At 71.4% G+C, this 21,543-nt stretch carries 21 protein-coding genes, 1 pseudogene and 1 riboswitch; of the genes and pseudogenes, 7 read left to right on the top strand and 15 right to left on the bottom strand.

Going from position 1 to position 21,543, the window contains the following annotated elements; genetic code table 11:
• Window positions 1-116: 116 nt before the first annotated feature.
• Window positions 117-1,286, top strand: coding sequence for a steroid 3-ketoacyl-CoA thiolase (locus ACWD4J_RS00580; RefSeq protein WP_451393051.1), 1,170 nt, complete (start codon window positions 117-119; stop codon window positions 1,284-1,286).
• Between the two features lie 119 nt (window positions 1,287-1,405).
• Here ACWD4J_RS00580 and ACWD4J_RS00585 read toward each other — a convergent pair whose 3' ends face one another.
• From ACWD4J_RS00585 to ACWD4J_RS00630, 10 genes and pseudogenes are all read right to left on the bottom strand, one after another.
• The gene (locus ACWD4J_RS00585; protein ID WP_451393052.1) at window positions 1,406-1,813 is read right to left on the bottom strand and encodes an aggregation-promoting factor C-terminal-like domain-containing protein; all 408 of its coding nucleotides are present in this window, start codon (window positions 1,811-1,813) and stop codon (window positions 1,406-1,408) included.
• 581 nt (window positions 1,814-2,394) lie between these two features.
• Window positions 2,395-3,228 (bottom strand): ECF transporter S component, encoded by an 834-nt coding sequence (locus ACWD4J_RS00590; RefSeq protein ID WP_451393053.1) that lies wholly within the window; start codon window positions 3,226-3,228, stop codon window positions 2,395-2,397.
• Entirely contained in the window at window positions 3,225-5,000 is a 1,776-nt protein-coding gene (locus tag ACWD4J_RS00595) for an ABC transporter ATP-binding protein (RefSeq protein ID WP_451393054.1), read from the bottom strand. The genes ACWD4J_RS00590 and ACWD4J_RS00595 overlap by 4 nt, the downstream gene beginning before the upstream one ends.
• Window positions 4,997-6,241 carry an energy-coupling factor transporter transmembrane component T gene (locus tag ACWD4J_RS00600; RefSeq protein ID WP_451393055.1) on the bottom strand — a complete coding sequence of 415 codons (1,245 nt, stop codon included), beginning with the start codon at window positions 6,239-6,241 and terminating at the stop codon, window positions 4,997-4,999. Before ACWD4J_RS00600 ends, ACWD4J_RS00595 begins: the two co-directional genes overlap by 4 nt.
• 18 nt (window positions 6,242-6,259) lie before the next feature.
• A complete protein-coding gene (locus tag ACWD4J_RS00605) occupies window positions 6,260-6,955 on the bottom strand; it encodes an SCO2322 family protein (protein WP_451393585.1) in 696 nt (231 codons plus the stop codon).
• A gap of 26 nt (window positions 6,956-6,981) precedes the next feature.
• On the bottom strand, window positions 6,982-8,217 hold the full coding sequence (locus ACWD4J_RS00610; protein WP_451393056.1) for a prenyltransferase/squalene oxidase repeat-containing protein: 1,236 nt from the start codon (window positions 8,215-8,217) through the stop codon (window positions 6,982-6,984).
• A 135-nt stretch (window positions 8,218-8,352) separates the two neighbouring features.
• Window positions 8,353-8,442, bottom strand: a riboswitch (cobalamin riboswitch).
• A 52-nt stretch (window positions 8,443-8,494) separates the two neighbouring features.
• The gene (locus ACWD4J_RS00615) at window positions 8,495-9,169 is read right to left on the bottom strand and encodes an AAA family ATPase (protein WP_451393057.1); all 675 of its coding nucleotides are present in this window, start codon (window positions 9,167-9,169) and stop codon (window positions 8,495-8,497) included.
• On the bottom strand, window positions 9,166-9,690 hold the full coding sequence (locus tag ACWD4J_RS00620; RefSeq protein ID WP_451393058.1) for a hypothetical protein: 525 nt from the start codon (window positions 9,688-9,690) through the stop codon (window positions 9,166-9,168). The genes ACWD4J_RS00615 and ACWD4J_RS00620 overlap by 4 nt, the downstream gene beginning before the upstream one ends.
• A 94-nt stretch (window positions 9,691-9,784) precedes the next feature.
• A complete protein-coding gene (locus ACWD4J_RS00625) occupies window positions 9,785-9,976 on the bottom strand; it encodes a DUF397 domain-containing protein (protein WP_451393059.1) in 192 nt (63 codons plus the stop codon).
• A pseudogene (locus ACWD4J_RS00630) lies at window positions 9,973-10,808 on the bottom strand (helix-turn-helix domain-containing protein). Before ACWD4J_RS00630 ends, ACWD4J_RS00625 begins: the two are co-directional and overlap by 4 nt.
• A 338-nt stretch (window positions 10,809-11,146) precedes the next feature.
• Here ACWD4J_RS00630 and ACWD4J_RS00635 point away from each other — a divergent pair.
• Window positions 11,147-11,842 (top strand): phosphotransferase, encoded by a 696-nt coding sequence (locus ACWD4J_RS00635; RefSeq protein WP_451393060.1) that lies wholly within the window; start codon window positions 11,147-11,149, stop codon window positions 11,840-11,842.
• 55 nt (window positions 11,843-11,897) lie between these two features.
• Here ACWD4J_RS00635 and ACWD4J_RS00640 read toward each other — a convergent pair whose 3' ends face one another.
• Window positions 11,898-12,935 (bottom strand): MBL fold metallo-hydrolase, encoded by a 1,038-nt coding sequence (locus ACWD4J_RS00640; RefSeq protein WP_451393061.1) that lies wholly within the window; start codon window positions 12,933-12,935, stop codon window positions 11,898-11,900.
• Window positions 12,936-13,200: 265 nt separating this feature from the next.
• Between ACWD4J_RS00640 and ACWD4J_RS00645 the strand changes: the two genes are divergently transcribed.
• Both ACWD4J_RS00645 and ACWD4J_RS00650 read left to right on the top strand, forming a co-directional pair.
• Window positions 13,201-14,712 carry an aldehyde dehydrogenase gene (locus tag ACWD4J_RS00645; protein WP_451393062.1) on the top strand — a complete coding sequence of 504 codons (1,512 nt, stop codon included), beginning with the start codon at window positions 13,201-13,203 and terminating at the stop codon, window positions 14,710-14,712.
• Window positions 14,712-14,945 carry a ferredoxin gene (locus tag ACWD4J_RS00650; protein ID WP_451393063.1) on the top strand — a complete coding sequence of 78 codons (234 nt, stop codon included), beginning with the start codon at window positions 14,712-14,714 and terminating at the stop codon, window positions 14,943-14,945. Before ACWD4J_RS00645 ends, ACWD4J_RS00650 begins: the two co-directional genes overlap by 1 nt.
• Window positions 14,946-14,951: 6 nt before the next feature.
• On the opposite strand, the gene ACWD4J_RS00655 is transcribed toward ACWD4J_RS00650, so the two are convergent.
• Window positions 14,952-15,566 carry a TetR family transcriptional regulator gene (locus ACWD4J_RS00655; RefSeq protein WP_451393064.1) on the bottom strand — a complete coding sequence of 205 codons (615 nt, stop codon included), beginning with the start codon at window positions 15,564-15,566 and terminating at the stop codon, window positions 14,952-14,954.
• A 242-nt stretch (window positions 15,567-15,808) separates the two neighbouring features.
• Here ACWD4J_RS00655 and ACWD4J_RS00660 point away from each other — a divergent pair, with 242 nt between their 5' ends.
• The 3 genes from ACWD4J_RS00660 to ACWD4J_RS00670 are packed head-to-tail and all read left to right on the top strand — an operon-like array spanning window position 15,809 to window position 19,163.
• Entirely contained in the window at window positions 15,809-17,329 is a 1,521-nt protein-coding gene (locus tag ACWD4J_RS00660) for a glycosyltransferase family 4 protein (protein WP_451393065.1), read from the top strand.
• Window positions 17,323-18,093, top strand: a complete 771-nt coding sequence (locus tag ACWD4J_RS00665) for a class I SAM-dependent methyltransferase (RefSeq protein ID WP_451393066.1) — start codon at window positions 17,323-17,325, stop codon at window positions 18,091-18,093. Before ACWD4J_RS00660 ends, ACWD4J_RS00665 begins: the two co-directional genes overlap by 7 nt.
• Entirely contained in the window at window positions 18,090-19,163 is a 1,074-nt protein-coding gene (locus tag ACWD4J_RS00670) for a prenyltransferase (RefSeq protein ID WP_451393067.1), read from the top strand. The genes ACWD4J_RS00665 and ACWD4J_RS00670 overlap by 4 nt, the downstream gene beginning before the upstream one ends.
• Window positions 19,164-19,224: 61 nt before the next feature.
• On the opposite strand, the gene ACWD4J_RS00675 is transcribed toward ACWD4J_RS00670, so the two are convergent.
• From ACWD4J_RS00675 to ACWD4J_RS00685, 3 genes are all read right to left on the bottom strand, one after another.
• Entirely contained in the window at window positions 19,225-19,518 is a 294-nt protein-coding gene (locus tag ACWD4J_RS00675; RefSeq protein WP_451393068.1) for a hypothetical protein, read from the bottom strand.
• A gap of 53 nt (window positions 19,519-19,571) precedes the next feature.
• On the bottom strand, window positions 19,572-20,582 hold the full coding sequence (locus ACWD4J_RS00680; protein ID WP_451393069.1) for an LLM class F420-dependent oxidoreductase: 1,011 nt from the start codon (window positions 20,580-20,582) through the stop codon (window positions 19,572-19,574).
• 127 nt (window positions 20,583-20,709) lie between these two features.
• Window positions 20,710-21,543, bottom strand: a complete 834-nt coding sequence (locus ACWD4J_RS00685; protein ID WP_451393070.1) for a hypothetical protein — start codon at window positions 21,541-21,543, stop codon at window positions 20,710-20,712.

The following is a 21,543-nucleotide window of genomic DNA, read 5'->3' on the forward strand; positions in this document are numbered from 1 at the left end:
GGGTCCGGCTCAGCAGACTGCAAGAGGAACTAGTACGCGTTCTAGTTCGGCGTCCGCCGGTGGGCCGGGACTCCTCTGTGTGGATGCGCGGATGTGCGAGGAGAGGACGACCCCCCATGGCCTCGGAACCCGTCATCGTCGAAGCCGTACGCACCCCCATCGGCAAGCGCGGTGGAGCGCTCGCCAATCTTCACCCCGCCTATCTGCTGGGCGAGACCTATCGCGAACTCCTCGGCCGTACGGGCATCCAGGCCGACTGTGTCGAGCAGATCGTCGGCGGTACCGTCACACACGCCGGCGAGCAGTCCATGAATCCGGCGCGCACCGCATGGCTCACCGTGGGCCTTCCGTATGAGACGGCGGCCACCACGGTCGACTGCCAGTGCGGCTCCTCGCAGCAGGCCTCGCACATGACCGCCAACATGATCGCGGCGGGCGTCATCGACGTCGGCATCAGCTGCGGTGTCGAGGCGATGTCCAGGGTGCCGCTCGGGTCCGGCTCCAAGCACGGGCCGGGCAAGCCCTTCCCCGAGGAGTGGAACGTCGACCTGCCCAACCAGTTCGAGGCGGCGGAGCGCATCGCCCGGCACCGCGGGCTGACCCGCGAGAACGTCGACGCGCTCGGTCTCATCTCGCAGGAGCGGGCCGCGATCGCCTGGTCCGAGGAGCGCTTCAAGCGCGAGACGTTCTCCGTCCAGGTGCCGACGACCGAGGAGGAGCAGGCCGGGGGCCAGGGCATGTGGCGCCTCGTCGACCGCGACGAGGGCCTGCGTGACACCTCGATGGAGGCGCTGGCGCGCCTCAAGCCGATCATGCCGACGGCCGTGCACACCGCGGGCAACTCCTCGCAGATCTCGGACGGCGCCGCCGCGATCATGTGGGCGTCCAAGCGGATGGCGCGGGCGCTCAAGCTCAAGCCGCGTGCCCGTATCGTCGCCCAGGCGCTGGTGGGCGCGGACCCGCACTTCCATCTCGACGGGCCGATCGACGCCACCCGGGCGGTGCTCGGCAAGGCGGGCATGTCGTTGAAGGACATCGACATCGTCGAGATCAACGAGGCCTTCGCTTCGGTGGTGCTGAGCTGGGCGCAGGTCTTCGAGCAGGACCTGGAGAAGGTCAACGTCAACGGTGGGGCGATCGCCCTGGGGCACCCGGTCGGGGCGACCGGGGCGCGGCTGATCGCCACCGCGCTCCACGAACTGGAACGGCGGGACAAGGAGTTCGCGCTGATCGCGATGTGCGCGGGCGGGGCGCTGGCCACGGGGACGATCATTCAGCGGCTCTAGGTGTGCTGCCCGGACGGCTTGGCAACGGCGAAGGCGGCACCCCCGGAGAGGGGGTGCCGCCTTCAATGTCGAGTGGCGGGAGCGGTCCGCCGCTCAGTGCCGGCTGTGCGACTGCCGGCTCAGTACCAGCCGTGCGACTGCCAGAAGTTCCACGCGCCGACCGGGCTGCCGTAACGCGAGTTCATGTAGTCCAGACCCCACTTGATCTGGGTCTTGGGGTTGGTCTTCCAGTCCGCACCCGCGGAGGCCATCTTGGAGCCCGGCAGCGCCTGGACGAGGCCGTAGGCGCCCGAGGACGCGTTCGTCGCCTTGACGTTCCAGCCGCTCTCGTGCTCCACGATCTTGCTGAAAGCCTGGTACTGCGCCGCGTTCGGGATCATCTTGTGCGCGAGCGCCTGGGCGTTGGAGGCGGACGCAGCCGCGGGGGCGGCCTGAGCGGGAGCGGCGGCGAACAGCATGCCGGTGGTGGCGGCGGCCACGGCGGCACCGGTGAGGGCCTTCTTCGGGGAAACGATGGTGCGGAACATGGAGACGATCACAGGGGGGAACCTCTTCGTCGGGTGCAGGGCAGTCGCATGCGGGCCCCGCCGAGCACGGGAGCCGTGCGGAAGGCGGGGGAAATGCGTCGGCGCCGCGGCCCGTGGTGGGCACGTCGGCGCCTGGCGACACATCCAGAGAAACAGGGCGATTCGGGCATTGCAACCACCCCTTTTACTAGTGGGAGTCGCATTCGAGGAGAAGGTCCCTTGCGTGACCCGGCTCTCAATGTGCAGGTCAGGCACCGGAATGCCGCGTTCATGTCACGGCGTTGTCCTACGAAACCGCCTAGTAAGTGACCTAGGGCACGTGTGGCGCCTCACGCCCTCAGGGGCTGATACGTGACGGCTTGCGCGCGAGGCCGTACGCTCCGCGTGCGACGAATCTGGCGAAATGTGACAGACGGCCCACGTCGGATGTGACGGAGTACGCACGCCCGAGGGCGGGTGGACCACTACACCCGGGCTGAAAACGTGACCGGCGCCTCGTCGCACGCGGGCGCTCGACACGAGACAGCCGCCTCGACCGCGACGGGCCATGAGCGGCCGACAGGCTATGAGCGGCCGACGGGCTATGAGCGGTCAGGCGCCTCGAACGTGACCGTCGCCTCGAACGCGGCCCGCCGCGTGGCGCGGCGCAGCGCCTTGAGCAGGGCGGGGCCGAGCAGCAGCGTGAGGACCACGGTCACCGCGGCCCGGCCCAGGTCCCAGCCGAGGGACGTGGCCAGGCAGTACGCGAGGAAACGCGCCAGATTCCCGGCGAGCGTGCCGCCCGGGTCGTACGCGACGCTCGATGTGAGCGAGTCCATGAACGGCCAGCCCGCCAGATTCATGATCGTGCCGTAGCCGAAGGACGCCACGAACCCGTACGCGGTGAGCAGGAGCAGCTCGCCGCGCCCCCGCAGCCGGTCCGGGCCCGGCAGCAGACCGGCCCCCATCGTGAACCAGCCCATCGACAGCATCTGGAACGGCATCCACGGGCCGACGCCACCGGTCAGCAGAGCCGAGGCGAACATCGTCACGGCGCCCAGCACGAACCCGAAGCCGGGCCCGAGCACACGGCCGCTGAGCACCATGAGGAAGAACATGGGCTCGATCCCCGCGGTGCCCGCGCCGATAGGCCGCAGCGCCGCGCCGGTGGCGGCCAGTACGCCCAGCATGGCCACCGCCTTCGGGCCGAGCCCGGACTCCGAGACGGTCGCCGCGACGACCCCCACGAGCAGTACGAGCAGCGCCGCGAACAGCCAGGGTGCGTCCTGGGCGTGCGCGCTGAGCCCCGAGCCGGCCTCGGCGAAGAGGGGCCACCCGAAGGCGGCGATCCCGATGGCGCTGACGAGCGCGAGAGCGCCCACGGAACGGGGTCCCAGGCGGACGGCCCGGACCTGGGGCGCGGTTCGGCCGGTCATGCCAGCGCCTCCCGCACCTGGGACACCGTCAGCCACTGCTGCGGTGCCAGCACCTTGGTGACCTGGGGCGCGAAGGAAGGCGACGACACGACGACTTCGGCGGTCGGGCCGTCCGCCACGATCTCCCCGTCGGCGAGGATGGCGACCCGGTCGGCCAGTTCGGCGGCGAGCTCCACGTCGTGCGTGGCCAGCACGATGGCGTGGCCCTCGGCCGCGAGGCCGCGCAGGACGGACACCAGCCGGGCCTTCGCCGCGTAGTCGAGACCGCGGGTCGGCTCGTCGAGGAGCAGCAGCGGCGGCCGAGCCGTGAGCACCACGGCCAGGGCGAGCGCGAGCCGCTGCCCCTCCGAGAGGTCCCGCGGATGCGTGTCGTCCGCGATGCCGGGCAGCAGCTCGGACACCAGTGCGCGGCACGTGCCCGGCGCCGCGCCCGCGTCGCCGTCGGCGGCCGCGCACTCGGCGGCCACCGTGTCGGCGTACAGCAGATCGCGCGGCTCCTGCGGTACGAGACCGACGCGCCGCACCAGCTCACGCGGCCCCGCACGGTGCGGCACCAGGCCGCCGACCCGCACCGAGCCCGACGTGGGGGCGACCAGGCCGACGAGCGTGGACAGGAGGGTGGACTTCCCGGCGCCGTTGCGCCCCATCAGCGCGACCGTCTCACCGGGAACGGTGGAGAACTCCACGTGACGCAACGCCTCGACCCTGCCGCGCCGGACGCCGAGCCCCTCGACGAGGGCTACGGGCTCGGCGCCCGGTGTCGCGGGTACCTCCGGTACGCCGCGCCTGCCGTTCCGGCGCCGCCACAGGGCCGGCCGCGGGCGAACCCGGCGCGGGTCCGGGCCGGGCTGGGACGGCAGCGCGGGGTGGGGGTGGACCTGGTCCGTACGGGCAGGGGACGTGTCCGTACCGGATCCCGCCCCGCTCGCGTGGCCGCGGGACGGCCCCGGCTCGAGCCCCGCCAGCCGTTCCCGCAGCGCCCCCGCCCGCCGCCGGGCGTCCCGCACCGTGAGCGGCAGAGGCGACCAGCCGGCCTGCCGCCCGAGACCCACCACCGGCGGGTACACGGGCGAGACGGCCATCATCTCGGCGGGCGTACCGAGCACCGGCGCCGCGCCCGGTTCAGGCAGCAGCAGGACCTGGTCCGCGTACTGCACGACCCGCTCCAGCCGGTGCTCGGCCATGAGCACGGTCGTACCGAGATCGTGGACGAGCCGCTGGAGCACGGAGAGGACCTCCTCGGCCGCCGCGGGGTCGAGGGCGGACGTCGGCTCGTCGAGGACCAGCACCCGAGGATGCGGGGTGAGGACGGAGCCGATGGCCACGCGCTGCTGCTGCCCGCCGGACAGCGTGGCGATGGGCCGGTCGCGCAGATCCGCGAGGCCGAGCAGATCGAGCGTCTCCTCGACGCGCCGGCGCATCACGTCCGGCGCAAGACCCAGCGACTCCATGCCGTACGCGAGTTCGTCCTCGACCGTGTCCGTCACGAAGTGGGAGAGCGGGTCCTGGCCGACGGTCCCGACGACGTCGGCGAGTTCGCGCGGCTTGTGAGTACGGGTGTCCCGCCCCGCGACGGTGACGCGGCCGCGCAGCGTGCCGCCCGTGAAATGCGGCACAAGCCCGCTGACGGTCCCCAGCAACGTCGACTTGCCGACCCCGGACTCCCCGACGACCAGCACCAGCTCGCCCTCGGGAACGGTGAGGTCGACCCCGCGCACGGTGGGCCCGGAGGCGCCTTCGTACGTCACGGAGACATCCTCGAAACGGATCATGAGGGTTCCTTGGAGAGGTCGGGCCGGGGTGCGGGGGAGGCTTCCGAAGGGGCTGCGGCAAAGGCGTGCGGCGCCGGTGCGGGTGCGGGTGCCACGAGCGCCGGAAGCAGCCCCAGCAGCACGGCCGCCGCGGGCAGCAGCGGCAGGGTGGGCGCGGTCAGCGGTACGACGCCGGGGCGGAGGGCCGCCGGATCGTACGAGGCGGAGACGATCAGTACGGCCGCGACCGCCAGCCCCGAGCCGGCAACCAGCCACGACCGGACGCCCCACGCGTCCGGCCGGTACCGGGTGCGCACGGAGCGGCGGCCGCCCAGCCACAGTCCGGCCAGCGCGGCCACGAGCCCGGCGAGCAGCACGGGCAGGCCGTAGACCGTGCCCTCCGCGGTGAGCAGCCCGTACGTTCCGGCGCACACACCGATGAGCCCGCCCAGGGTGAGCACGGCCGTGGTGCGCCGGACGGCGTTCGGGACCCGGGCGGTCCGCCCGTACCCGCGCGCGTCCATCGCCGCGGCCAGCGCCACCGAACGCTCCAACGCGCCCTCCAGAACCGGAAGTCCGACCTGCAGCAGACCCCGCAGGCCACGGTCCGGACGCCCGCGCAGCCGCCGTGCGGCCCGCAACCGCTGCACGTCCGCGATGAGATGCGGCGCGAAGGTCAGCGCGACGACGACGGCGACGCCCGCCTCGTACAGCGCACCGGGCAGCGACTTGAGCAGCCGCGCCGGATTGGCGAGAGCGTTGGCGGCGCCCACGCAGATCAGCAGCGTGGCCAGCTTCAGTCCGTCGTACAGCGCGAAGACCAGGGACTCGGCGGTCACCCGGCCGCCGAGGCGCACGCCCTGCGCCCAGTCGGGCAGCGGGACTTCGGGCAGGGCGACGACGGTGTGCGTGCCGGGAATCGGCGATCCGAGGAACACCGCGAACCCCAGCCGGATCCCGATCACCACAAGACCGAGCCGGACGAACGCCCCGTAGGAGCGCGCCCAGGGCGCCTCCGTCCGCCGCACCGCAACCACGTACCCGGAAACCCCGATGAGCAGCGCGAGCAGCAACGGGTTCGAGGTGCGCGACGCCGCGGTGCCGAGGCCGAGCGCCCACAGCCACCAGGCGCCGGGATGCAGGGCGTTGCTGCGGTTCGCCCGGGGGGCGAGCCCGCGGCGGGGTGCGGCCGCCTGCTGTGCCGTGAGCCGCAGCGGGTCGGGTGCTCCGCCGCCGCGTTGTGTGTGCTCGCCGGTGGTCATCGTCGTCGCCGCCCCGGTTCAGCCGCGGCGACGGCGCGCCTGCCACACCGCGGCGGCGCCGAGCAGGACGACGGCGGCGAGGCCGCCGACGAGGCCCAGCGAGGGACCACCGTCACCCTCCGCACCGTCCGAAGCGGACGTGGACGTGGAATCCGCTGCCGGAGAGGAGGCGGAACGGGAGGCGGAACGTTCACCGGAACCGGACGACGACACCTGCTCACCGCACCCTGTCTTCGGATAGCCCGCGATGGCGCACAGCAGCGCGCTGCTGTCGTACCGCAGCGGCCCCGCGACGGCGGCGAGCGCGTCGGCGGTGGTCGCGTCGTCGGCGACCCGCGCGCAGGCGGTACGCGGCTCCGGCGGCGTCTCGCCGTCGGGCGCGTCATCGGCCGTGCCGAAGTCGAGGACGAGCGCGACCCGCTTGGTGCCGTCCTTCGCCGGGGTGTTGGCGCAGATCGCGGCGAAGCCGGCGTCACCGCGCGGCTTCGAGGCGTCCTGCGAGTCCTCGCTCACCGCGAACCGGAAGCCCTGCACAGCGCCGTCCTCGGGCCGCACGTACGACGGCCCCTGGGTGGCATACGTCCATGCGCCGCCGTCCCGCTCCCAGAACGACCAGTAGCGGTAGCCGGCGGCCTGCGCCTGCCCGGCCGTGCCGAGCACACCGCCGAGCACGGCGACCAGCACGCCGAGGACGCCGAGGCCCCGCAGGGGCAGGCGCCGCCGTATCAGGTACCGCGGTGTCACAGCTGCTGCTTCTTGTTGCGGCCGCTGAGCAGGAAGCCGATGCCGATGCCGGCGACGAGGCCGACGCCGATGATCCACCAGACACCGAGACCGCTGTCGTTCTGCTTCTCGTCCTTGGTGGCCTTGTTCGCCTTGCCGGTGCTTTCGGCGGCCTGCGGGGCCGGTCCGGTGGCGTTCAGCTGCCGTACGAGATCCTGGCCGCCGAACTCGCGCGGGTCCGCGCCGGACGCGTGAGCGGCGAAGATCAGCTGGGCGTACGCGGCGGGACCGCTCTGCTCGGCCCAGTCAGCGGAGTTCTCCTCCAGCCACTTCAGGGGCTTCTGCGCCTGCTCGGCCCCGCCCTGTGCGGCGAGGGCGACGACGGCGTCCGCGGTGTTGCCGTAGTCGGGCTGGTCCTCGGCACCGGCGAGCGCGGACTTCAGGTAGCCGTCCTTCTTGACGGCCCCCGCCAGGTAGGAGGCGCCGTTGGCCGCGGCCTGCTGCGGGGTGAGCGTGCCGGAGTCGGTGCAGACGGCGGCCTCCGCCGCCTTGTCGCCCGCCTTCGTCACCAGGCCCTTGCCCAGAGTTCCGATCACACCCGCGGCCGTCGCGTCCGCGTTGGCCGCCAGTTTGCCCTTCTTGTCCGGCTGGTAGGCGAAGGCGCCCGCGCCGTCGCCGTCGCACGGGAGCGACAGCTTCAGCAGTGCGTCGTACGGCGACTTGCCGCCCTTCACGACCTCGGCGGGCTTCTCACCCGCAGTCACCAGCGCCCCGATGACGACGGACGTCGAGTTCGCGTCGCTGGCCCCGCCCGCCGAGTACCCCCAGCCGCCGTCCGCGTTCTGCACGGACTTCAGCCAGGCGACGGCCTTCCCGGTCTCGGTGTCGTGCCCGCCGAGCGCGGCGAGCGCCTGCACAGCGGCGGCCGTGCTGTTGGTGTCGACCATGAGCTTGGCGTCGCACGCCTTGGTGGTGTCAGCGCGGTACGCGGCGAACGCGCCGTTCGCGCACTGCTGCCCGACGAGCCAGTCGACGGCCTTCGTGGCGGGCTTCACACCCACGGTGTCCTGCGCGAGCAGCGCGAGCGACTGCCGCCACACACCGTCGTACGTCGGGTCGGACGTGCCGTAGAGCCCGGAGGGAAGCGCGACGGACGGGGACGGGGAAGCGTCGTCCGCGAGGGCGGCCGGGGCCGCGGCCGTGCCGATCGCGGCGACGGCTGCCAGTACCGCGGCGCTGCGGCGAACATTCATGATCGGCGGGTGCCTCTCCCTGACGGGGAGCCGGGCAGCACGGGCCCAGGCAGGCACCGGCGGCTCCGGCTCCGTATACCTCGACGGTGCCGGTCACCGGCGGGTGCCGGTGACGCGAGCCGGTCACGCTCCACGGGGCATTCCGACTCGCCGACGAGCGTCACCCTAGGGCGACGACGACGGCTCACGGCTGCGGGTCAGCGCCGGATTTGCACCGGCTTCCCCCCGTACGAGCATGATGACGACGGGCTTACTCTACCGGCCCGTACGGGAAGCCCTACTGGCCCGTAGGGCGAGGCTTCCGGCCCGTTCGTTCCTTGAGCTGCTCGTAGATCGCATCCTCCATGCCCTCGGACGTCAGTTCCCGACCGCTGTTGAAGACGGGGAGGGGGCGGCTATGCCGGTCTTCAGGCATGGTCACCCCGCGCAGCAGCGCCCCGACCCGCGCGGCGACGGCGACGGTGTCCACCGGACCACTGGTGTCGACCGTCGCAAGTGGCCCACCTAGCCGCAGCGGCCCCGGATACGACTCCCGCAAATCCGCGACCTGCGCGGCGACCTGCTCCTCGTTCAGCTCGGGGTCGAGATGCCCGGGATGCCGTCGCCGCGCCCGGAACCGCTGGGCCGCGAGCTCCGGATCGCAGTCGCAGTGCACCTCGACGAGCGGTGCCCCGAGACTGCGCAGGCGCGCGGGGGCCGTGTCGTGGTGCCACCAGTTGACCAGCACGGCCCGCCCGGCCTCCGCCGCGAGCGCGAAGAGCACCTCATCGGCGGCCCGGCTCAGCCGCTGCCGCCACGCGCTGTCGCCGACGCCGAGCGAGTCGTAGAGGGCTTCGAGGATCGTGTCCTTGTCGATGACAGGCAGCCCGAGGCGTGTGCTGATGCCGAGTGCCAGGGTCGTCTTGCCGCTGGCGGGCAGCCCGGAGACGATCACGAACGCCTTGTCGGTCATGGTCCATTCATACCGCCCTCGATGCGCCACGACCCGGGTTCAGCGTCCCCTGGCGGGAGTTGGCGGGGTGGAGCACATGCGGTGCATGGCGGGGCGGGCGAAAGGCAGGCGTGCAGGGTCGACCGTAGCCGGCTGTCGAGCCGGGTGCGCTCGTCGCGGCTCTTGTGAGAAGGCGGGAGGAGCGCGAACGGAGCGGCGACGGTGAGGATGAGCCGTCCCGTGGACTCCAGATCTGTGTGAAAGCGCAGCACACCGAGTCGCTCGTACAACCAGTGCAGTGCCTGCCTGTGCAGGGGCGTGGCCGGGTCGGTCAGCACCTTGAGGAGCAGGTCGGGAGCCGTCCGGGCGGTTGCCTCCGTCACCGGGTGTTCCCGTACCAGGCGTGCGGCGAGGAACGGGCGGTTCGTTCCGGCCAGCCGCGCGACGTGGGCCAGCGGTACGCGACGCGGGCCGTACCTGGCCATGGTGTCGAGGACTGCCCGGTGGACCTGGGTCATTCCTGGTGGCGCGTGGTCGGGCATGAGGGCACCCTGCCGTGAACCGGCGGGGTGAGACACCATCTCGCAGGAATGTGACACTTGGGGGTGAGAGTGTCACATTGTGGCGACGTGGTGGTCAGGGGAGCCAGGTGAGGAATGCCGACCAAGCCACGGAATTCAAGGGGAGGGAGGGACGTTCCGGGTCCTTGGAGTCGCGGATGTGGACGACCGTCGGCCCCGAGCCGGGGCCTTCGAGGGCGACTTCAACGCATTCGCCGCCTGCACTGCTGCTGTAGCTGGACTTGAACCACCGCAGGGTGCTGGTCACTGCTCTTCTCCTGCCAACCGCTCGATGAGGCCCAGCGATTCACGCGGGCCGAGGGCTTGTGCCCGGATCTTCGCATAGCGCTGCGTGTATGTACTCACCTTTTCCGGGTCGCTGAGCACGAGGCTCTCGTCCTGCACCTCCAGGTAGACCAGGTGGTCGAGGATGAGGGTCTCGATGAGTGTCATCGGGCCACGATCTCCCGCATGCTCGCCGTGCTGGCCGCAGTCCAGAGGCAGTACCTGGCCAGTGACATTACGACGCCGGCCGCACTCGGCGAGGCGCATCAGCTGCTCTCGCATGATCTCTCGGCTGCCAATGGTGCGGTGCAGCACGGACTCGTCGGTGATCAGCTCGATCAGGGCGACCGGCTCACGGTCGAAGATCCCCTTGCGGGACATCCGAGTCTCGACCAGTTCGGTCACCCGCTGTTCGAGCAGGGGCGGGAAGCCGCCACGGATCAGTGCACGCGCGTAATCCTCGGTCTGAAACAGGCCGTGGACCACCGTCGTGACGTACGACGACAACGTCACCGCCTTCTGCTCCAGAAGTGCGAAGTCCTGAACGGCGCCGGATACTTGTCCAGTCGAACATACGGCCGGGCCTTCTCGAAGAGCCCGAGCCCTGCCCCGATCGCACCCTCAAGCTTGACGAGCATGTCGTCGCTCGCGGGCTGCGCGCACGTCTCCATCGCGCTCACCGCCGACCCCGTATAACCGATCCTCTTGCCCAACTGCTCCTGGGACAGCTTCTGCTGCTCGCGCATCGTGCGCGCGATCTCGGCGACGTACCGCGTGGTCGTCCCGGCCGTCTGCTTGTTCTCTGCTCGAGACATTGCGAACCAACGCCCCTCAACCAGTCTCAACCCCGGTCAACCGGAAGCCGAACACTTCGGACCGTGGTCGACGATCCACGCTCGGTCATGGAAAACGCTAATGGCAGCCACGGACACTGACCTCATGAATACGCAAAGTCACGAGGTCAACCTCAGTTGGCTGCCCGCCACCGGCTTCCAACTCCGCAAGGCCGGGGTGCAGTTCGACGCCGTGCGCGTCTACGGGGACAACGGCCGGGATCTCGCGGACACCCTCGCGAGGATGACGGGTGGTGACCCCGGTCCGGTCGTGGAGGAAGCCAACGGCCGCCGCTCGGTGTACTTCGTAGGCTCGGTGCATGCAGACGGGTCCACTGGTCGGCTCAGGTCGTACGGCGGATGTGTACGCCATCGACGACGAACGGGTGCTCCGGCGGTACCGGGACGGCTACGGGGGTGCAGCCGCCGAAGCAGTCGTCATGACCTATGTGCTGAGCCACGGCTACCCGGTGCCGAAGGTCAGGGCGGGCACCGTCGCTGACGCCGAGCTTGTGATGGAGCGGCTGTCCGGGCCGACCATGCTGGAGGCGCTGGCCGGTGGCGTGCTGACCGCGGAAGTGGCGGGGGCGACGCTCGCGCGGCTGCTGCGCGAGCTGCACGCCCTTCCGGCCCGTGTATCGGACGACCCCGGTGAACGTGTCCTCCACCTGGACCTGCACCCGGAGAACGTACTGCTCACCCGACGGGGCCCGGTGGTGATCGACTGGGCCAACGCCGAGGAGGGGCAGCCGGCCCTGGACTGGGGGATGTCGGCGATCATCCTGGCGCAGGTTGCCGTGAGCGCGGAGCCTCGCGCGCAGATGGCCCACGAGGTGCTGGTCGCACTGCTCGCCGACTGCGAGGACCCGGCTGCCCTGACGGATGCGAACTCTGGGGGCCTGCCCCAGGCCGTGGAGCGGCGGGCGGCCAATCCCACCATGCGGCGTCGCGAGGTGGAACTCCTCGACGAGGCACAGACCTTGATACGCGAAGTTCTTGCTCGGCTCGGTCGCTGAACCGCCAGCGGGCCTGGGAAACGGCCAAAGGGTGCCGAGGCCGCGTACAGCGCTGTCACACCGCCACGTACGTCACCGGATCGCTCCCGGTCACCGCCTCCGCCCGCCCCAGCTTCACCAGGCGGCGCAGGTGGGCCTCCGCCTCCGAGACCGCGATGCTCCGGGAGCTGTGGGGGATCTCGTCCCAGGGGCGGTTCCACTCCATGCGCTCGGCCAGTTGCCAGGGGGTGAGGGGGTGGACGAGATGGCTCAGGAGGTCGGTGAGGCGGGCCTCGTGGTGGGTCAGCAGTTCGCGTACGCGGGACGCGGCGTCCGTGAAGGCGTGCTGGTGGGCGGGGAGGATCTCCGCCGCGCCCAGGCGGCCGACCCGCTCGAGGGAGTCGAGGTAGTCGCCCAGGGGATCGGCCACCGTGGTGTCGTCCGGGTCCTCGTACAGGCCGATGTGCGGGGTGATCTCGGGCAGCAGATGGTCGCCGGAGAAGAGCCGGCCGCGGCCGGGCAGGCCCGCCGGGTGGTCCTCCTCCAGGTGCAGGCAGACGTGGCCGGGGGTGTGGCCCGGGGTCCAGATCGCGCGGAGGCGGCGGCCGGGCAGGTCGAGGAGTTCGCCGGGGATGATCTCGCGGTCGGGGAGGGCCGCCTCGAAACCCGGCAGCCTGGGCATCCGGCCGGAGGCGCGGACGGCGAGCAGCGGCGCCACGTGCTCCTCGGGAGCGCCGACGGCGATGAGTTTGCCGGTCATGTAGGCGAACCAGCGGTCGGGCGAGTTCTCGCGGGTGCGGCGTACGAGGGAGGCGTCCGCCGCGTGCATGGCGATCCAGGCGCCGGACGCCTCGCGGACCCTCGCCGACAGGCCATGGTGGTCGGGATGGTGATGGGTGATGACCACGCCGTGGATCTCGGAGGGCGACGTGCCGCAGGCCGCCAGGCCGTCCGCCAGCGTGTCCCAGGAGGTCGGGTCGTCCCAGCCGGTGTCGATGAGCACCGGGCCCCGGTCGGTGTCGAGTACGTACACCAGCGTGTTGCCGAGAGGGTTGTCCGGGATGGGGACCTGGATGGAACGCACGCCGGCGCCGTGGTCGGTCACCCTTGTCATCGGATCCCCTTACGTATCGTCAGGTCTGCGTCCAGTGCGCCGAGTTGCCCTGCCGGCTCGCTCGCGCTTCTCACTGTAGTAGAACCCGTTCCATCGGTCGCCAGGGTTCCCCTCGTGTACGGCTCCGGTGCCACCCCCTTGTCGCCTGTGGATTCCATGGACTCCTCCTACTAGAACTGGTATCAGTTCTGAAACAGCGTCAGGAAATGTGATCGCCGCAGGATCGTCGCCCAGCGTCGCCCAGCCCCCCAGGAGGCAGTCGGCCATGACCGAGCTCGTGGAACACGGACAGCTGTTCATCGGCGGGGAGTTGACCGACCCCCTCGGCAGGGACGTCATCGAGGTGGTGTCGCCGCACACCGAAGAGATCATCGGCCGCGTGCCGCACGCCGCACCCGCCGATGTCGACCGCGCGGTCGCCGCCGCGCGCAGGGCGTTCGACGAGGGGCCCTGGCCTCGTATGACGCTCGACGAGCGGATCGAGGTCGTCAGCCGGATCAAGGACGCGATCGCGGTACGCCACGAGGAGATCGCCCGCGTCATCTCCTCCGAGAACGGCTCCCCGTACTCCTGGAGCGTCCTCGGGCAGGCGCTCGGCGCGATGATGGTGTGGGACTGCGCCATCACGGTCGCGCGCTCCTTCACCTATGAGGAGGAGCGGGCCGGCGTCCTCGGGAGGATCCTCGTCCGGCGGGAGCCCGTCGGCGTCGTGGCCGCCGTGGTGCCGTGGAACGTCCCGCAGTTCACGGCCGCCGCCAAGCTGGCGCCCGCGCTGCTCGCGGGCTGCACCGCAGTCCTGAAGCCGTCGCCTGAGGCGCCCCTCGACGCGTATGTCCTCGGTGAGATCGTCAAGGAGGCCGGGCTGCCCGAGGGCGTCCTGTCGATCCTGCCGGCGGACCGCGAGGTGAGCGAGTACCTGGTCGGGCACCCCGGCGTGGACAAGGTGTCCTTCACCGGGTCCGTCGCCGGGGGCAAACGCGTCATGGAGGTGGCATCCCGCAACCTCACGCGCGTGACGCTGGAGCTCGGCGGCAAGTCGGCCGCCGTGATCCTGTCGGACGCCGACCTCGACACGACCGTGCAGGGCATCGTCTCGGCCGCCTGGATGAACAACGGCCAGGCCTGCGTCGCCCAGACCCGCATCCTTCTGCCGCGCTCCCGCTACGACGAGTTCGCCGACGCCTTCACCGCCGCGGCGAGCGCTCTCGTGGTCGGCGACCCGCTCGACCCGGCCACCCAGGTCGGCCCGCTCGTCGCCCGGCGCCAGCAGCAGCGCAACCTCGACTACATCCGTATCGGCCAGGAAGAGGGCGCCAAGGTCCTCACGGGAGGCGGGCGTCCGGCAGGCCTGGAGTGCGGCTGGTACGTCGAGCCGACGCTCTTCGGCGACGTCGACAACTCCATGCGGATCGCCCGCGAGGAGATCTTCGGGCCGGTCGTCTGTCTTCTCCCGTACGGCGACGAGACGGAGGCCGTGAAGATCGCCAACGACTCCGACTACGGTCTGAGCGGCAGCGTCTGGACGGCGGACGTGGCCCACGGCATCGACACCGCCCGCCGGGTCCGCACGGGCACCTACTCCGTCAACACCTTCAGCCTCGACATGCTCGGCCCCTTCGGCGGCTACAAGAACTCCGGGCTCGGACGGGAGTTCGGGCCCGAGGGGTACGGCGAGTACCTGGAGCACAAGATGATCCATCTGCCCGCCGGGTACGAGTCGCCTGCCGCTGCCGCTGCCGCTGCCGCTGCCGCTGCGGACGAGGGGGCGGAGGGCTGATGGGGGACCGCTGGCATGTGGAGGTGGACCGTTCCCTCTGTATCGGCGCCGCGATGTGTGTGAACCACGCCCCGGACGGCTTCCGCCTCGACTCCGCCCGTCAGTCCCACCCCGTCGCCCCGGACACCGACGCCAACGAGGCCGTGCTCGCGGCGGCGGAGGGCTGCCCGGTGGAGGCGATCGCGATCACGCTCCTCGGGTCGGGGGAGCCGGTCTTCCCGCCCGAGGAGTAGTCCCGCTTACCGCGGTGGCGACGTGACGTCGATCAGACGGCACACCATCTCGATGTCGATCTTGACCTGGGCGATCGAGGCGCGGCCGGAGAGCCAGGTGATGAGCGCCGAGTGCCAGGTGTGGCCTATGACACGGACCGCGGAGAGCTGGTCGGAGGTCGGGTCGTCGATGCCCATGGCGTCCAGGATGATCGCCGTCGTCTGGCGGGAGACCTGGTCCACCTCGGGGCTGACGCTGCGGTCGGCGAACGTCAGGGCGCGCACCATGGCGTCGGCGAGGTGCGGCTCGCGCTGGAGGGCGCGGAAGGCCCGCATCAGGGTCTCGGCGACCCGCTCCGCGGGCGACTCACCGGACGGCGGCCGCTTGCGCAGCGTCGTGTGCATGTGCTGCAGCTGGTCCTGCATGGTGGCTACCAGCAGATGGATCTTCGACGGGAAGTACCGGTAGAGCGTGCCGAGCGCCACCTGCGAGGACTCGGCCACCTCGCGCATCTGCACGGCGTCGAAGCCGCCCCGGCTCGCCAGTTGCGCACTGGCGTGCAGGATCCGGCGGCGGCGCGCCTCCTGACGTTCGGTGAGCGGAGGGGTCGCCGATTGCGCGATCTTGACTTCCGCAGGCATAGGTCCCGTTCCATGACGTTCAGCTGCAAGAGCGAGGAAGAACACGGAAAAGCGATGACACAGCATGGCAGGGCGTGGCCACAGTGGGTGCCGGCCGTGGTGCGAATCACCTGATCCGCCGCTCACAGCGCGGCTACCTGCCGGTAGATTCAGTGGTCCTTGAGGGATCAAGTCTGAAACTTGTTCTAGATTACCGCCCACGCGTAGTCTCGCGTGAAAGTCTCGTGAGAAGGGGGCCCGCAGTGACCGCTGAGGCCATGGGGGCAGGCTCTCGTGCAGGCTCCGCCGACCTCGCCGGTGACCGGCCGCTGCGCATCGCACTTCTCACCTACAAGGGGAACCCGTTCTGCGGAGGCCAGGGCGTCTACGTACGCCACCTCTCGCGCGAGCTCGTCCGGCTCGGCCACCAGGTCGAGGTGATCGGCGCCCAGCCCTACCCGGTGCTCGACGAGGGAGAGGGACTCGAGGGCCTCACGCTCACCGAGCTGCCCAGCCTCGACCTCTACCGGCAGCCGGACCCCTTCCGCACGCCGAAGCGCGGCGAGTACCGCGACTGGATCGACGCCCTCGAGGTCGGCACGATGTGGACCGGGGGATTCCCCGAGCCGCTCACCTTCTCGCTGCGTGCCCGGCGCCATCTGCGCGGGCGAAGTGGCGAATTCGACGTCGTCCACGACAACCAGACCCTCGGATACGGGCTGTTGGGCGGCGTATCGGCGCTCGGCGCCCCGCTCGTCACCACCATCCACCACCCCATCACCGTCGACCGGCAGCTGGAGCTGGACGCCGCCCAGGACTGGAAGCGCCGTGCGTCCGTCCGCCGCTGGTACGCCTTTACGCGCATGCAGAAGCGCGTCGCCCGGCGGCTGCCGTCGGTGCTCACCGTCTCCGGGACGTCGCGACAGGAGATCGTCGACCATCTCGGCGTGCGTGAGGACCGCATCCACGTCGTGCACATCGGGGCCGACACCGACCTGTTCTCGCCCGACCCCTCGGTGGCCGAGGTGCCGGGCCGGATCGTGACGACGTCCAGCGCGGACGTACCGCTCAAGGGGCTCGTCTACCTGATCGAGGCACTGGCGAAGCTGCGGACCGAGAACCCCGCGGCGCACCTCGTCGTCGTCGGCAAGCGCGCCGAGGACGGGCCGGTGGCCCAGGCCATCGAGCGGTACGGGCTCGAAGGCGCCGTCGAGTTCGTCAAGGGCATCTCCGACGCCGAACTCGTCGACCTGGTGCGGTCCGCCCAGGTCGCCTGCGTTCCCTCCCTGTACGAGGGGTTCTCGCTGCCCGCCGCGGAGGCCATGGCGACGGGTACGCCCCTCGTCGCGACGACGGGCGGAGCTATCCCGGAGGTCGCCGGGACCGACGGCGAGACATGCCTCGCGGTGCCGCCAGGCGACTCGGGGGCGCTGGCCGCTGGGCTCAGCCGGCTTCTCGGTGACCCTGAGCTTCGGGTACGGCTCGGTGCCGCCGGGCGGGAGCGGGTGCTGCGGAAGTTCACGTGGGCGCAGGCTGCTCGCGGTACGGCGGAGCGGTACCGCGAGGCGATCGCCGCCACCGGCCGCTCCGCGGCCGCCCCGGCCATGGGCCGCTCCGCGCCCACCGGCCTCAGCCGCTCCGCGGCCACGGATCCCGGCCGCTCCGCGGCCACGGATCCCGGCCGCTCCGCGGCCCTCGTGGACAGCGACCTCACAGACACTGACCCCACCTTCCCCCCCACCCTCACCCCCACCTCCGACCGCGAAAGCAGGGCCACGTGCTGACCGTCGACTTCTCCCGGTTCCCGCTTGCCGCGGGCGACCGTGTGCTGGACCTCGGATGCGGTGCCGGGCGGCACGCCTTCGAGTGCTACCGGCGCGGCGCACAGGTCGTGGCGCTCGACCAGAACGGCGAGGAGATCCGCGAGGTCGCCAAGTGGTTCGCGGCGATGAAGGAGGCGGGGGAGGCCCCGGCGGGCGCGACGGCCACCGCGATGGAGGGCGACGCCCTCGCGCTGCCCTTCCCCGACGAGTCCTTCGACGTCGTGATCATCTCCGAGGTCATGGAGCACATCCCCGACGACAAGGGGGTGCTCGCCGAGATGGTGCGCGTACTCAAGCCCGGCGGGCGGATCGCCGTCACCGTCCCGCGCTACGGCCCCGAGAAGGTGTGCTGGGCCCTCAGCGACGCCTACCACGAGGTCGAGGGCGGGCACATCCGCATCTACAAGGCGGACGAGCTGCTCGGCAAGATGCGCGAGGCCGGCCTCAAGCCCTACGGCACCCACCACGCCCACGCACTCCACTCGCCGTACTGGTGGCTGAAGTGCGCGTTCGGTGTCGACAACGACAAGGCGCTGCCCGTGCGCGCGTACCACAAGCTGCTGGTCTGGGACATCATGAAGAAGCCGATGGTGACCCGGGTCGCCGAGCAGCTGCTGAACCCGGTCGTCGGCAAGAGCTTCGTCGCGTACGCCACCAAGCCGCATCTGCCGAAGGCCGCGGCGGCGGAGGACACCAGCGTGGTGGCCGGGGCGGCCCAGGCGTGACGAGCCCCGAGAGGACCGAACACCTCGTCCTGCCCGGCGTCCTGACCGCCCAGCAGGCCGCCGCGACCGTCCGGGCCGTCCTCGCGGTCCAGCGCGAGGACGGGGCCATCCCGTGGTTCCGCGGTCACCACCTCGACCCGTGGGACCACACCGAGGCGGCGATGGCGCTGGACGCGGCCGGCGAACACGAGGCGGCCGAGCGTGCGTACGAGTGGCTGGCGCGCCACCAGAACCCGGACGGCTCCTGGTACGCCGCCTACGCCGACGGCGACCCGGACGCCGTCACGGACCGCGGCAGCGAGTCGAACTTCTGCGCGTACGTCGCCGTGGGCGTCTGGCACCACTACCTCGCCTCCGGCGACGACACCTTCCTCGACCGCATGTGGCCCACGGTCCGCGCGGCCGTCGAGTTCGTCCTGGGGCTGCAGCAGCCCGGCGGCCAGATCGGCTGGAAGCGGGAGGCCGACGGCACGCCCGTCACGGACGCGCTGCTCACCGGCTGCTCCTCCGTCCACCACGCGCTGCGCTGCGCGCTCGCCATCGCCGAGCAGCGCGAAGAGCCGCAGCCGGACTGGGAGCTGGCCGTCGGCGCGCTCCGCCATGCGATACGCCGCCACCCGGAGCGGTTCCTCGACAAGGACCGCTACTCGATGGACTGGTACTACCCGGTCCTCGGCGGCGCGCTGACGGGGCCCGAAGCCAAGTCCCGTATCGAGGAGGGCTGGGAGCGCTTCGTCGTCCCCGGCCTCGGGGTACGCTGCGTCGTCCCCAACCCGTGGGTGACCGGCGGCGAGTCGGCCGAACTCGCCCTGGCGCTCTGGGCGACGGGCGAGTCCGACCGGGCCCTGGAGATCCTGCAGTCCATCCAGCACCTGCGCGACCCGGAGTCGGGCCTGTACTGGACGGGCTACGTCTTCGACGACGGGGTGATCTGGCCCGAGGAGCTGACGACCTGGACGGCCGGTTCCGTGCTGCTCGCCGTCGCGGCCCTGGGTGGCGACGAGGCGACCTGCGCGGTGTTCGGCGGGGAGCGCCTGCCGACCGGCCTGGACCCGGACTGCTGCGCATAGCGGCACGCTGCGCACAGCGAGTGCCGTGTGCAGCGTGCCGGCTTCGGGTGCGCTCGTGCCGTCAGTGGCGGTGTATCCGGTTGGCGATCGCGTGCCCGGTGAAGAGGTACACGACGGCGGCCAGGCCGTAACCGGCCACCACGCGCGCCCAAGCCGCGTCGAACGTGAACAGATCGTGCGACCAGCCCGCGAGCCACCGGGCCGCGTTGTGGATGAACTGCACCAGGTCGTTGGCACGGTTCGCGTCCAGCAGGTACATCAGGATCCACAGGCCGAGGATGACGGCCACGATGTCCGCGACGATGGCGATGACCGTCCCCGCCTGATTGGCGCTGTTGCGATATCGATGGGACATGCCCGACGGGTAGCCCGTCGATGCCGGGCCAAACCCGACCGGGCGTCGGCAGGCTAGGAGTTGAGCTCGGCCAGCACCCGCAGCGTGCGCGAGTCCGGCGCGAGGACCAGGAGGTCCGTGACCGGGCCCTTGCGCCACAACTCCAGCCGTTCCGCGATGCGTTCGCGCGGCCCGACCAGGGAGATCTCGTCCGCGAACGCCTCGGGCACGGCGAGCACAGCCTCCTCGCGCCGCCCCGCGAGGAAAAGTTCCTGGATACGCCGTGCCTCTTCCGCGTATCCCATACGGGCCATCAGGTCGGCGTGGAAGTTGCGCGAGGCGTGGCCCATGCCGCCGATGTAGAAGCCGAGCATCGCCTTGACGGGCAGCAGGCCTTCGGCGACGTCGTCGCAGACCTTCGCGCGGGCCATCGGCGCGACGAGGAAACCCTCACGCAGGCCGGTCAGCGACGCCTCGTACACGTCCGTCCGGGTCGGCGACCAGTACAGCGGCAGCCAGCCGTCCGCGATCCGGGTCGTCTGCGCGATGTTCTTCGGACCCTCGGCGCCCAGCAGGATCGGCAGATCGGCGCGCAGGGGGTGCGTGATCGGCTTGAGCGGTTTGCCGATCCCGGTGCCGTCGGCGCCGCGGTACGGGTGGGCGTGGAACCGTCCGTCGACTTCGACGGGCGCCTCGCGGCGGAGCACCTGGCGGATCACGTCCACGTACTCGCGGGTCGCGGTCAGCGGCGATTTCGGGAACGGGCGCCCGTACCACCCCTCGACGACCTGCGGCCCTGACAGGCCGAGCCCCAGCAGCATCCGGCCGCCCGAGAGATGGTCGAGCGTGAGCGCGTGCATCGCCGTGGTGGTGGGGGAGCGGGCGGCCATCTGCGCGACGGCGGTGCCGAGCCGGATACGTGATGTGTGGGCTGCGATCCAGGTCAGCGGGGTGAAGACGTCGGAGCCCCAGGACTCGGCCGTCCACACCGAGTCGTAGCCGAGCCGTTCCGCCTCGCGGGCGAGTTCGAGGTGGCGGGGGTCCGGGCCGCGGCCCCAGTAGCCGAGTGCGAGTCCGAGGCGCATGCCGGGCCCCTTCCGGTCGCGGTTCCACGGTAACTGACGGAACGTCAGATCGCGTTCGCGACTGTACGGCAACGGCCCCCCGCCCGGAAGGGCGAGGGGCCGCAGAGCGGGTCGCGGCGCGGCGTCGTCAGCCGCGCTGGATACCCGTGGTGTCCTGCAGCACGCCGCGGCGGCCGTCCTGCGTCTGGGCCACCAGGGCCGGGCCGCGCTGGTCGACGGCCAGATACCAGGTGCCGGGGGCGAGCTCGGCGATCGGCGTCCCCGAGCCGTCCTCCGCGAACAGCGGGCGCGGCACCGGCACGGCGAACCAGAACGGCGAGAAGTCCGCCACCGGCTGTGCCTGCGGGGCCTGTGCCTGCGGGGCCTGGGTCTGCTGCGGCTGACCCGGCTGCGCACCGTACGGCTGGCCCGGCTGGGGCTGGCCGGGCTGAGGCTGGCCGGGCTGGGCGCCGTAGGGCTGCTGCTGGGCGCCCGGGTAGCCGTAGCCCATCGGCTGCTGGGCGCCGTAGGGGCTCGGGGTCTGCGGGCGCGGGGCGGGGAGCAGGGCGCCCTTCAGGGCGGGCACGAGCGGGGTCGCGATCGCGCCGCCGGCGAGGATCAGCGACGCGATGAAGCCGAGGATGAGGCCGGCGCCGGCGTTCTCCGAGTCGATGATCCACCAGAGCGTGCTCCACGCGGCGGCGATGGTCAGCGCGACTCCGAGCGGCCCGAGCTCCAGACCTGCGACCTTGCGCGGCTGCGGCAGCGCGCGTGAGACCACGATCAGCGCGGCACCGATCACACCGGTCATGTACGTACCGAGGGCGAGCCCGAGGAGGTCCCAGGAGTTGGAGCGCGGGACCGAGTCACAGATGCTGCCACTGGCGCTGCAGCCGATTACGTCGAGGAACGAGGCGACGAACAGCAACACCGCTGCTCCGATCACCACGCCGTCGCCTCTAGTGAGGGAGCGGATATTCAC

The sequence above is a fragment of the Streptomyces sp. NPDC002577 genome, assembly GCF_053594815.1.